This is a genomic window from Sphingomonas parapaucimobilis NBRC 15100 (genome assembly GCF_000787715.1).
Lineage (GTDB): Bacteria > Pseudomonadota > Alphaproteobacteria > Sphingomonadales > Sphingomonadaceae > Sphingomonas > Sphingomonas parapaucimobilis.
This window is the reverse complement of sequence record NZ_BBPI01000035.1, coordinates 1-11,553: the sequence shown is the minus strand read 5'-3', so window position 1 is coordinate 11,553 and position 11,553 is coordinate 1. Positions and strand designations below refer to the sequence as shown.

The window sequence follows — 11,553 nt, the reverse complement described above, 5'->3', positions numbered from 1 at the left end:
CGCATCGATTCTAGGCAACGTCATCCCATTATAGCCTTCGACTTCGCTCAGGCTGAACGGCAGTGGGGAAGCTTCAGGCGTGGTGCGTCGCCAGCGCCCGCAACTCCGGCATCGCCACCGTCTCGCCCGAGCCATCGACCCAGCGGATGAAGCCGCCGACCCGCTTGTCGATCTTCGCGGCGTGCCCCTGGAAAATATCGGACAGCCGATGGTCAAGGAACGGGTTGGCGAAGCGTTCCAGCGTCGTCGCGATATAGGCGCGCGCCTCCTCCGCCATGCCGTGCGCGGCAAAGCCCGGCAGCACGTCCTGCGCCATCACCCGCTCCAGCGCCGCGCGCGTGTCCGCATCCGCCAGCGCCGCGCGGACGGTCAAGTCCGCCGCACCGCCGCCGTCATGCCAGCGCGCCGCCAGCCAGCTATGGCCGAGATTGAGGATGTGCAGCTTCAGCCGCTCATACCGCTCCAGATCGTCGGTCAGGACGATGTCGGGATGGGGGAAGGGCAAAGCCAGGCCCGACTGGCGTTCGATCGCCCAAAGGGCATAGGGTTCGGCCACAGCACCGGCCGGATGGAGCGGTTCGCTGACGATGCGGTCAACCAGGGTGTTGGCCCAGACGCATTCCCGCTCCAGCCAGTCGAGAAACGCCACCTCGCGTCCCTGATCCCGCGCCAGGCCCAGGATAGTAGCGCGCAGCACGTCGCCATTGCGCACCACCAGTTCGCAGGGCAGCAAGGTGACGCCCGCCCCCCCGGCCTGCCAGCGCCGGTGCAGCAATTCGGTCAGCATCCCGCAAAAGCTCACCGACCCCTGATCATGGGCGGGCACGGTTCGATCTTCGTCGGGGATGGCATAGCCGCTGTCGCCGGTGTTGGAGACGATATGCGTCACCGCCCCAACCGCCAGATCGACCAGCCGGTCCCAGTCGCCCGCCGCGCTCAGCCCTTCGCGGACGCTGCGCACCTGGATGGTCCGCTCATCACGTGTGCCGTCGCGCAGGCCGCGCAGGATGACGGGAAAGCCAGCCGGATCGGCGAAACCGGCCAGCCGCCGCGCGCGCTCGGGGTCGCGGGTGGTCTGGACGATGACGATCGGCGGCACCGCCTGCCCGGCGGCGCGAGCCTCCTCGGCGAACAGGTCGACATGCGCCTGCAGGAAGCGGCTGGTGCCGAATTGCAGGATGACGCCCGCCTCGCTCATGGCGCGTCCAGCGAGAAGATGCGGTCCATGCCCACCCATTTTTCGCCCGGCGCGGCATGGGGCAGGGCTTTCTGGAAGCGGTCCATCGTGGCTTCCCATCTGGCGTCGACAGCTGCCAGTTCGGCGGGGATGGCATGGGGGAAGTCGTCGGCCACCTCGGCGATCATGAACAGCCGGTCGCCGGTGCGCCAGATCTCCATCGACAGGAATCCCTTGGCTCGGATCGCCGTGGTCACCTCGGGCCAGGCCGCGCCGGGGGCATGGGCCTTTTCATATTCGGCGATCAGACCGGCATCGGCGACCAGATCCAGGGCGAAACACAGGCGTCGGGCCAATTCGGGCCTCCTCTCTCCAGGGCGGTAGGACCCATTCTTTGCGTCCCATCCGCCGGAGGATGTTTTAGCGTTTCCATCCCAAGCCAGCAATGGCATATGTGAGAGTGAAATCGCATATAGGAATCTGGAGAGGGTCGCAATGAAGGCACTGGTCTGTGTCCAGCCGCATGACATTCGCGTCGAGGATCGGCCCGTGCCGGTGCGGGGAGAAGGCGAGGTCCTGATCCGGATGCGCCGTGCCGGAATCTGCGGCACCGACTATCATATCTATGGCGGCAAGCATCCGTTCCTCGAATATCCCCGGCTGATCGGCCACGAGCTGGCGGGCGAAATCGCCGAGGTTCCAGAGGGTTCGGCCTTCACGGTCGGACAGGTGGTGACGGTGAACCCCTATATCGCGTGCGGCACCTGCCGCGCCTGCCGCCGGGGCAAACCCAATTGCTGTGCCCGGATCAGCGTCCTGGGCGTGCATGGCGATGGCGGCATGTGCGAGCTGTTGGCGGTGCCCGAAAGCGCGGTGATCGATGCGGTCGGCCTGTCGCTCGACCAGGCGGCGATGGTCGAGTTCCTGGCGATCGGCGCCCATGCGGTGCGGCGGGCGGGCGTCGCCGAGGGGGAGAGCGTCGCGGTGATCGGGGCCGGGCCGATTGGCATCGCGGCGGCGCTGTTCGCGCGGATCGCCGGGGCGGGTCGGATCGTGCTGGTCGACACGCGCGCCCCGCGCCTGGCCTATGCGCGCGACCATCTGGGCTTCGGCGAGGGCGTGGTCGCCGACGAGGCGCTGGGCGCGACGCTGGCCGGGATGACGGGGGGCGAGATGTTCGACCATGTGTTCGACGCCACCGGCAACATCCATGCGATGCGCGCCGGACTGAACTGGGTCGCGCATGGCGGCAGCTACACGCTGGTCGGCGTCTGCAAGGACGATCTGGTCTTCCCCGATCCCGAATTCCACAAGCGCGAGACGACGCTGGTCGCCAGCCGCAACGCGCTGTCGGTGGATTTCGACCATGTCATCGCCAGCATCCGCAGCGGCGCGGTGCCGACCGACGCGATCCGCACCCACACGCTGACGCTGGACGAGGCGCCGACGCGCCTGCCCCAACTGATCGACGAGGCGGATTCGGTGCTGAAGGCGATCATCACCATCGCCTGAGCGGACCGGCGGCTCCGGGCAACATCGCTTGCCCGGGGCGGGCCATCGCCCTAATCCTCGATCGGTGAGGGACGATATGACGGGCGACGGGGTAAAGACGAGCGAAGGGCGGACGCGCAAGGGCAGCTATGCCGCACCCGCGCTGGACAAGGCGTTCCTGATCATCGAACTGCTGGCCAACCATCCGGGCGGGATGCTGGTCAGCGAGATGGCGACCGCGCTGGGCCGCTCGCTGGGCGAACTGTTCCGCATCGTCGTGGTGATGGAGGAAGCGCGCTATCTCGAAAAGTCGCCGGTCGACGATCGTTACCGCGTCACCTACAAATTCCTCGACATCGCGTACCGGGCCACGCCGGCGCGGCAACTGACCGCCGCGGCGCTGCCCGAGATGCAGTCGCTGGCGCTGCATGTCGGCCAGTCCTGTCACCTGGTGGTGATCGAGGGCGGAGCGGGGCTGGTCATCGCGCGCGAGGAAAATCCCGGCACGCGCGGTTTCGCCCTGCGCATGGGCGCGTCGATCGATATCGTCACCAGCTGTTCGGGCAAGGTGCTCCTCGCCTTTGCCGCGCCGGCGCAACTGGGGCGCATCCTGGACCGGGCGGAGGCGGCGCAGGGCCGGGCCATCGACCGCGTGTCGCTGGCCGGGGAACTGGAGCGGGTGCGCGTCCAGGGCCATGGCCTGCGCGAAAGCCCGATCACCCGCGGCGTGACGGATATCAGCGCGCCGATCTTCGGTTTCGGCGGCGACTGCATGGCGGCGCTGACCATCCCCTTCCTGGAATCGATCGACGGATCGCAGCAATGCTCCATCGCGGAGGCCACGCAGATCCTGATCGCAACCACCGCCCGTATTTCACAAGCGCTCGGCCATCGCGGGGACGATGCGGGCGACGCGCGGCCTGCATCGCACGGATAGGGCGGATCAGTCGGGGCGCGTTTCCGTGCCCCGCTGCGTGCCATTGCCCATCGTCAGATACAAATGCTGCAACATCGCCGTCATCGCATCGATGCCCCGGTCGGTCAGGGTGACTGCCAGGCGTCGGTGATCCGCCGGGTCGGTGCGCCGCCGCAGCAGATCCGCCCCCTCCAGCCGGTCGATCCGGCGCAGCGCGCTGGTCGCGCTTTCGCCCGAGACGAGGATCAATTCCTTGACGCAGATCGGCCGGTTCTGCTGATCGGCGATGAACAGCTCCAGCATCATGTCCCAGGCGGAGTCGCGGAACACGTCGCGGGGAAAGAACTGTGCGGTCGTGGCGCGCATCGCCTGGGTCTGGCGGGCCAGATCGAGCAGGCTGGGGCCGACCTCGCGCATGGCGGGTGGCCGAATGCCGCGATGGGCGGGGGGGTGATAGAAAGCGGCAAGTTCCTTGGGCATGAGGTGATCCTTGGCTTGGGGCAATGGACGATCATGTCGATGGCATGGCGGCGGATGGGAGGAGCGGGGCGGGCCGGTCATCGTTCGCGCAATCCTTCGCGCGCGCGGTTGAGCGGCTTCAGGAGATATTGCAGCACGGTCTTGCTGCCGGTGTGGATATCGGCGGTGGCGATCATGCCGGGCACGATCGGAAAGCGCTTGCCCGCCTTGTTGACCAGCGAGTCCGCGCTCGTGCGCACGAAGACGCGGTAATAATAGACGTCCGGGTTCACCTCGTCGCGGATGGTGTCGGGCGAGATGCTGCTGACCTTGCCCTCCAGCCCGCCATAGATCGCATAGTCATAGGCGGTGATCTTGACGCTGGCGCGCTGGCCGGGGCGGATGAAGGCGATGTCGCGCGGCTGGATGCGCGCTTCGACCAGCAGGCGTTCGTCCAGCGGCACGATCTCCATGATCTTGCCGTTCGGCGGCACGACGCCGCCGATGGTCGACACCTCGATATTCTTGACCACGCCGCGCACCGGCGAGCGCAGGGTCAGGCGTTGCAGCGTGTCGGAACGGCCGCGCACCACCGGGGCGAGGGCCTCCACCTCCTCGCTGACCTTGGCGAGGTCCTGCCGCGCCTCGACGATATATTGCGAGCGCAGGTCGGACTTCTTCAGGTCGAGGTCGGCGCGCTGGCGCTTCAGGCGCAGCACCTCGACATTGCTGGCCGCGCCGACCTCGATCAGGGATTCGCCGATGCCGACCTCGCGTCCGATCAGCGCGAGCGACTCGTCGATCAGCCCGATCGAGCTGGCGAGGCTGCGGCGGCGGGCATCGTAGAGCCGCTGCTGCTCGGCCTTGAGCGCGGGGAAGGCATCCAGTTCGCGCGAGAAGGTCAAAGGCGTGCCGTTCACCTCCGCCTGCAACCGCGCTTGCGCGGCCAGCGCGGCGCGGTATTTGGCGGCGCTTTCCTCGACGGTCGATCCGGCCTGGGTGGGGTCGAGCTGGGCGAGGATCTGGCCCGGCTTCACGATGTCGTCCTGGCGAACGAGCATCTTGGCGAGGATGCCGCCCTCCAGCGATTGCAGCACCTGTTCGCGGCTTGTCGGCACGACGCGGCCGGTGCCGGTCGCCACCTCGTCGAGTTTGGCGAACCAGGCCCAGACCAGCAACACGACGAACAGCGCGGCGAGCGCCCAGTTCATCCGCTTGGCCGCCAGCAAAGGCGCCGCGCCCTCATCGGCGAAGGGCAGGTCGGCGGGATGGGTGAGCGCGGTCATGCCGCTTGGCTCCGGGCAGCGCCCTGCATGGTGGCGAGCGCGGCGGCCTTGGGCTGGTCGAGCAGGATCTGGCCCTGATCGATGACGATGATCCGGTCGACCAGTTCGAGCACGCGCATCCGGTGCGTCGCGACGATGACGGTGCGGCCCTGTCCCCAGGCGCGGAAACGATCGATGAACAGACGCTCGGCCGCCTCATCCATCGCGGCGGTGGGTTCGTCGAGCAGCATGACCTGCGGCTGGCGGATCAGCAGGCGCGCGAGCAGCAGCGCCTGTTGCTGGCCGCCCGACAGGCCCAGCCCGCCCTCCAGCACGACATGCTCCAGCCCGTCGCGCAACCGCCGGATGAAGTCGATCGCTCCCACCATGTCGAGCGCGGCGAGGATCGTCTCGTTGCTCGCCGTCACCGCGCCCATAGTCAAATTCTCGCGCAGCGTGCCGTGGAACAACCGGCTGTTCTGGGTGAGCAGCGCGACGTCGCGGCGGACATCGGCGGGATCGATCTGGTGCAAAGCGAGGTCGTCGAGCAGGATCTCGCCCGATACCGGCTGCAACATGCCCGACAGGCCCTGCAACAGCGTCGACTTGCCCGCCCCGTTGCGGCCCAGCAGCGCGATCTTCTCGCCGCTCGCAATCTCCAGCTTCGGCACGGTCAGCGCAGGGGGGGCATTGGGATCGGCGTAGCTGAACACCGCGCCGCGAAGCGTGAAGCGGCCGTCGACCGAGGGCAGGGGAATGCGATGCTCGGCATCCGGGTTGTCGACCGGCAGGCCCATGATCTGGTCCAGGCTGTTCGCCGCGACCTTGGCATGTTGATAGCGACCGAGCAGGTGCGACACCTGTCCCATCGGCGCCATCATCCGGCTGGCCAGCATCGAGGTGGCGACCAGCGCGCCGGTCGTGATGTCGCCTGCGATCACCATGGGCGCGCCGACGAAGATGACGGTGGCGTAGACGGCATTCTGCACGCTTTGCGCCCAGGTCGACAGGCTGGCGGTCAGGCCACGAAGCCGCAACTGCGCCTCGCCCGCCACCGCATTGCAGTGGTTCCACTGGCGCTGGAACCGCTCCTCGGCCTGGAGGGTCTTGATATCCTCGATCCCCTGTACCGACTCGATCAGCAGGGCATTGCGCAGCGAGGTCTCGCGCATCGACTCGGTCGCATAGGCGCGCAACCGGCGCTGGGCGAGCAGGCTGGGCAGCAGGAGCGCGATCAGCGCCACCACCGGCACCAGCGCCAGCGAGCCGCCGATAAAGGCCAGGATGACGAGGAACAGGAAGAAGAAGGGCAGGTCCGCCACCGCCGCGACGGTGGTGGAGGTCAGCATGTCGCGTACCTGGTCCAGATCGCGAAGCTGCGCGATGAAGGTGCCGGTCGAGGTCGGCCGCGCCCGGTTGCGCACCCGCAGCGCATGGCCGAACACCACATCCGACAGGCGCAGGTCGGCGCGCTTGCCGAGAATGTCGGTGATCCCGACGCGCAAGCGGCGCAGCACGAAGTCGAACCCCGTCGCCAGAATGACGCCAATGAACAGGATGTAGAGCGTCGGCATCGACTGGGCGGGGACGACGCGGTCATAGACCTGCATCGAGAACAGCACCCCCGCCAGCCCCAGGCAGTTGGTCACGACCGAGGCGATGGCGACATGGCCATAGCCCTTCATGTCCTGAAGCAGCAGGCGGCGGAGCCAATGCTCCTCGAAGGGGCGGATATAGCTGTCCACCCGGATATCCTTCGCCGAGCGGGCGGGGCGGGGGACGACGAACATGCGCGTCTGTTCGACCAGCGTGGACAGCGGACGCTGGGCGCTTTGCCCTTCCTCGCCCGCGACCGAGAAGACCGCCTGGCCATCGGCGTCGATACCGGTGATCAGCGCCAGCTCGCCATCGTTCAGCCAAGCGATGACCGGTAGCCGCCAGCTGGTCAGCCGCATCGCGCCCGGCGCCACGAAACGGACGGACAGGCCGCTCGCCCGCGCGAGTGCCCGAACCCGCGCCTCTTCATCGCCGCCGCCCTGCCACAGGGTCGTTAGGCGCGCGCGCTGCTCGGCAAAGGGCATACGGTAATGGCGCGCGACCTGCCCCATCATGTCGATCCAGGCGAGCGGATCGGTCTGTGGCTGGGTCGGGCCACTCATAGCGTCACGCCCCGGATCGAGGTGCCGGTCAGCCCGAAATCGTCGCGCGCCCGGCCCGAATAATAAAGGCATTCGATCGCCAGCCGCCGCAGGTCGTGGGTCGTGTTGACCGCATCGAAGCGCGCCTGCTGCAATTCCTGTTCGGCGTTGAGCAGGTCGACCAGGGTACGCGTGCCCATGTCGAGATATTGCAGGCGATAGAGCTTGCCGGTCTCGACCATATTGTCCTGCCGTTCGGCCAGCGTGCCGAGCAGTTGCGACAGCCCGGCGATCTGCTGTTGCGTGGCGGCGAGCGACTGGCCGACCTCGTTGCGGGCGGCCTGTTCGGCGGCCTGCGCCGCGCGGACGCCGTAATCGGCGCTGCGCGCGCGGGCGCGCACGGCATTGCCGCCGAACACGTCGCTGCTGACGTTCAGCCCGAAATTGTACAGGCTGCGGTCGGAAAAGGGGGAGGTGACATCGGTCGTGGCATCGCCCGCCAGGGCGATGGTCGGCAGGCGCGCGGCATGGACCCGGCGGCTCTCGGCGCTGGCCTGCTCATATTGCGCCCGCGCACGCATGATCGCGGGGATATCGGCCCATTCGACGGTGGTGGCGCGGGTGCAGCTGGCCATCAGCCAGTCGGGGACGCCCGGATCGACCACGGGCGCCGTCTCGCGGCCGAGCAGAAAGGCGAGGCTGGTCGTCCAGCGCCGTTGCTCCGCCTCGATCCGGGTCAGCGTCGCTTCGGCTGCGGCGACGCGCGACTGGGCCTGCAGCGCGTCGGAGCGGGTGGTCGCGCCCTTGCCGAACCGCTTGTCGACCAGCGCGCTGATCTCGCGGATGCGGCCCAGCTGTTCCATCGCGATCGCGCGCAGCGCCGCATTGCGCTGGACCTCCACCAGTGCGAAGCCGGTGTCGCGGATCAGCCCGTCGACCGCCAGCAACAGGTCTGCGCGACCGATCCGGGTGCCCGCGCGGGCGGACTCGACCGCGCCCGCGACCTTGCCGAAATCATAGATCATCTGCGACGCCGAGACCTGCGGACGGGGCCGCCACGCGCTGCCGATGCGGTTGTCGTACCCGCTGCCGACCCCTGCGCTGATCCGCGGCAGATAACCCGCGCGCGCAACCTCGACATCCTCAGCCCGCGCCTCGATGGTCGCCGTCGCCTGGACGACCGAAGGGTGCCACGCCAGGACCTCGTGCATCGCGCTTTCCATCGTCACGACCGCGGGTTCTGCCGCAGCCGTTGCCGTGATGGCGCTCATCGCGATCATCACCCTCCCGAACCGTGCCGATCGCCTCTGGTAGCGTTCTCGCCACTCTCGCTTCATCGATCGCATTTTGACCTCTCCCTGACAAAGAGGCTGACTAAACTATTTAAACAAAAAGGGATTAGGCGCCGAAGGGGAACCCCTTCGGCACCCGAAATCAACTCCGTTTTCGGATATATGCGCAAGATGGTCAGACCAGGTGCAGGGTCGCCAGCCTTTCCTGCTCGGGATCGACCGAAACGGTCAGATAGCCCAGCGGATCATGCGTCACGGGGTCCTGCGCGCTGATGTCCGAAACGCTTGGCATCACGGACGAATCACCCGCATCGGCCAGAGATTCGCTCGGCAACGGTTCCCCGGCCGGGCTCTGCGCGTCGAGATAGCGGGACAGCACATCCTCGACGCTGCCCTGATCGTCCATCGGTGACAGTGCGATCCTGGCATCCGCCTGATCCAGGGTCAGCGGCACCGCGTCATGACCGACGGCCAGCGTCATCGGCACGACGTCGCTATGCACTTGCACCGGGTCTTCCAGCGCAAAGGCGGTCAGCGTCGCGGGGAAGACGGGGGCGACGCCGTTGTTGATGTCGATCGCCACGTCCAGCCGCGCGGTCGAGACCTGCCCGTCGGGCTGCACGATCTGATAGGTGAAGCGGTCGATCGGATCGGTCGCGGCATAGGCCAGGTTGGCGAAGGGCTGGTAGCTATATTGCCCGACCTCGTTGATGGTCAGCGTGCCATAGGCGCCGGCCAGGGTCCGGCCTGCATCGCCAACGTCCACGAACTCGCCGCCGACCAGGATCTTGATGCCCAGGAAATCGCTGCCCAGCGTATCATTGGCCAGCAGATCGCCGTTGACCGGCGTGGTGCCGGACAGGGCGAACTGGTCGAGACGGGTCACCGTCTCGGCCACATAGACGTCGGTCGTATAGCCCAGTCCCAGAATGTTGGTGCTGGTGACGGTGTAGTTGTACGTGCCCGAGGGCAGACCGGTCATCGTCACGCTGATGCCCGAGCCGATCAGCCCGCCGACCCCCGCCAGGGCCGTGCCCGACGCGGTGCCGACGACCGCGCCCGCCGCATTGGTGACGGTGATCGTATAGTTGGGCACGACCGACAGGCCGGGTGCGATCGCGGCGGTCAGGGTGACGTTGGCCACGCTGTTGGCATCGACCGTGAAGCTGTCGGTGACCTGACCCGTCCGCGCGCCGGTCAGCGCGATGGCCGTTGGAGTGGCGAACGACGTATCGACCGTCGCCGGGATGGTTTCGACCACATTGACGAAGGTCGCGCCCGCCGTCGCCGCATCGTTGACCGCGATCGGAGCGCCAGTGATGTCCGGGCTGCCGATCGAGATGGTCAGCGTCGCGCTCTCCCGCTCGCCGTCGCTGGCGTCGAGCAGGGTGTAGGTGAAGCGGTCGGTCTTGCCGAGCACGGCGGCATCCGCATTGGGGGTGTAGCTGTACCGGCCGTCGCTGCCGATGGTCAGCGTGCCCCATTGCCCGACCACCTGCGTATTGCCGGTGACGGCGGTCGTCACCCCGTTCAGCGTGACGCTTTCGACGCGGGTCTGCGGGCTGACCACATCGACCTGGCCCGTGGGGCCGGGATCGGTGATGACATTCCCGTTCGTCACGGCGGGCAAGACCTGGCCGATATCGGTGAAGTCCGAGTCCACGCCGGTGACGCTCAACCCGCCGAGGAGGCCGATGCCCAGCGTATTGTCGAAGGTGACGAAGGCCCGGTACTGGCCCGGCGCCAGATCGTCTGCGGTGGCGACCAGATTGCCGCCCAACAGGCTGACCTCCAGCAGCGGGGAATTGCCGCCGCCGTTCACCGCGACCCAGTTGGTGCCGTCGAACCGCTGGAGCACCACCGAATAGCCGCTGGCGACACCCAGCGACAGGGTGGCGTCATAGGTGAAGGTCGCGTCCAGCACATGGCCCTGCTGCACCGTGAACTGGACGTTGGGGATGGCCAGCACCTGTGCGTCCAGATTGACCAAGCCCAGCGAGACAAGCGCGGTGTAGTTGGCATTGCCCAGCGTTTCGTTGGTCTGCACGGGCACCAGGTCGACCTGTGCCGAGGCGACATTGTCGAAGGCACTGATGTCGAAGGGCGCGACGACCGCGACCGTACCCGACACATTGCCCGCCCCGTCACGAAGTCCGACGTTCAGCGTTTCGCCCGCGACCTGCGGCGTGGTGAGGGTGACGCTATAGGTGCCGCCGCCCGCGACCGTGCCGGTGCCGATGACGGTGCCGCCCGTATTGCGGACCTCCACCGTGGTGCCGGCTTCACCCGTGCCGGTGACGATCGTGCCCGTGCCGTTGATCGCGGCGGTGGGAATCGCCGGGGGCGTGATATCGGGCGCGGCCAATGGCGCCTGGGGCGAGACATTGCCCGCCGCGTCCACTTGCGTGACGGTCAGAGCCTGGCCATTGGCCTGCGCGATGGTCAGCGTGGCGGTGTAGGCGCCGTTCGCATCGACGATCGCACTGCCGACCAGCTGGCCCTGCGCGCCGAGGATGCGCACCGTCGCGCCGGGCTCGCCCGAGCCGGTGACGATCGTGCCCGTGCCGTTGATCGTGGCGCCGGGCAAGGCCGGTGGTGTGATGTCCGGCGCGGTCAGCGGGCTGGGCGCGGAGGCGTTGCCCGCCGCATCGGCCTGGGTCACGCTCAGCGTCTGGCCATTGGCCTGGGGGCTGGTGAGCGTGACCGTATAGCTGCCATTCGACGCGACGACGGCGGTGCCGATCGGGTTGCCGCCCGCATCGCGCACGGTCACGGTCGCGCCTGTTTCTCCCTGACCCGTAACCAGCGTGCCGAT

General features: G+C 67.7%; 9 protein-coding genes. 2 read left to right on the top strand and 7 right to left on the bottom strand.

Translation table 11 applies throughout. The features are described from left to right. Positions 1 to 73 precede the first annotated feature (73 nt). Together SP5_RS06495 and SP5_RS06490 are read right to left on the bottom strand one after the other, a co-directional pair. Entirely contained in the window at positions 74 to 1,198 is a 1,125-nt protein-coding gene (locus tag SP5_RS06495) for a mannitol dehydrogenase family protein (RefSeq protein ID WP_042485859.1), read from the bottom strand. Further along, positions 1,195 to 1,533 carry an L-rhamnose mutarotase gene (locus tag SP5_RS06490; RefSeq protein WP_042485856.1) on the bottom strand — a complete coding sequence of 113 codons (339 nt, stop codon included), beginning with the start codon at positions 1,531 to 1,533 and terminating at the stop codon, positions 1,195 to 1,197. The genes SP5_RS06495 and SP5_RS06490 overlap by 4 nt, the downstream gene beginning before the upstream one ends. A 139-nt stretch (positions 1,534 to 1,672) precedes the next feature. Between SP5_RS06490 and SP5_RS06485 the strand changes: the two genes are divergently transcribed. After that, positions 1,673 to 2,689, top strand: a complete 1,017-nt coding sequence (locus SP5_RS06485; protein WP_042485853.1) for a zinc-binding alcohol dehydrogenase family protein — start codon at positions 1,673 to 1,675, stop codon at positions 2,687 to 2,689. A gap of 64 nt (positions 2,690 to 2,753) precedes the next feature. Beyond that, positions 2,754 to 3,605: an IclR family transcriptional regulator gene (locus tag SP5_RS06480; RefSeq protein ID WP_369386072.1), complete on the top strand. Its 852-nt coding sequence runs from the start codon at positions 2,754 to 2,756 to the stop codon at positions 3,603 to 3,605. A gap of 6 nt (positions 3,606 to 3,611) precedes the next feature. Here the strand turns inward: SP5_RS06480 and SP5_RS06475 are convergent, their stop codons facing one another. The 5 genes from SP5_RS06475 to SP5_RS06455 all read right to left on the bottom strand — a co-directional run. Next, the gene (locus SP5_RS06475; RefSeq protein WP_042485847.1) at positions 3,612 to 4,064 is read right to left on the bottom strand and encodes a helix-turn-helix domain-containing protein; all 453 of its coding nucleotides are present in this window, start codon (positions 4,062 to 4,064) and stop codon (positions 3,612 to 3,614) included. A gap of 77 nt (positions 4,065 to 4,141) precedes the next feature. Further along, on the bottom strand, positions 4,142 to 5,329 hold the full coding sequence (locus tag SP5_RS06470) for a beta-barrel domain-containing protein (protein ID WP_042485844.1): 1,188 nt from the start codon (positions 5,327 to 5,329) through the stop codon (positions 4,142 to 4,144). Continuing rightward, the gene (locus tag SP5_RS06465) at positions 5,326 to 7,467 is read right to left on the bottom strand and encodes a type I secretion system permease/ATPase (protein WP_042485841.1); all 2,142 of its coding nucleotides are present in this window, start codon (positions 7,465 to 7,467) and stop codon (positions 5,326 to 5,328) included. The genes SP5_RS06470 and SP5_RS06465 overlap by 4 nt, the downstream gene beginning before the upstream one ends. After that, positions 7,464 to 8,726 carry a TolC family protein gene (locus tag SP5_RS06460; protein ID WP_042485838.1) on the bottom strand — a complete coding sequence of 421 codons (1,263 nt, stop codon included), beginning with the start codon at positions 8,724 to 8,726 and terminating at the stop codon, positions 7,464 to 7,466. Before SP5_RS06460 ends, SP5_RS06465 begins: the two co-directional genes overlap by 4 nt. A 187-nt stretch (positions 8,727 to 8,913) precedes the next feature. Then, positions 8,914 to 11,553, bottom strand: a 2,640-nt coding sequence (locus tag SP5_RS06455; RefSeq protein WP_042485836.1) for a BapA/Bap/LapF family large adhesin, incomplete at its 5' end; no start/stop codon positions are given.

Excerpts from the sequence above, each read along its gene's own strand:
- SP5_RS06495 (WP_042485859.1), bottom strand. The coding sequence starts at position 1,198 with ATGAGCGAGGCGGGCGTCATCCTGCAATTCGGCACCAGCCGCTTCCTG.
- SP5_RS06485 (WP_042485853.1), top strand. The coding sequence starts at position 1,673 with ATGAAGGCACTGGTCTGTGTCCAGCCGCATGACATTCGCGTCGAGGAT.
- SP5_RS06475 (WP_042485847.1), bottom strand. The coding sequence starts at position 4,064 with ATGCCCAAGGAACTTGCCGCTTTCTATCACCCCCCCGCCCATCGCGGC.
- SP5_RS06470 (WP_042485844.1), bottom strand. The coding sequence starts at position 5,329 with ATGACCGCGCTCACCCATCCCGCCGACCTGCCCTTCGCCGATGAGGGC.
- SP5_RS06465 (WP_042485841.1), bottom strand. The coding sequence starts at position 7,467 with ATGAGTGGCCCGACCCAGCCACAGACCGATCCGCTCGCCTGGATCGAC.
- SP5_RS06460 (WP_042485838.1), bottom strand. The coding sequence starts at position 8,726 with ATGATCGCGATGAGCGCCATCACGGCAACGGCTGCGGCAGAACCCGCG.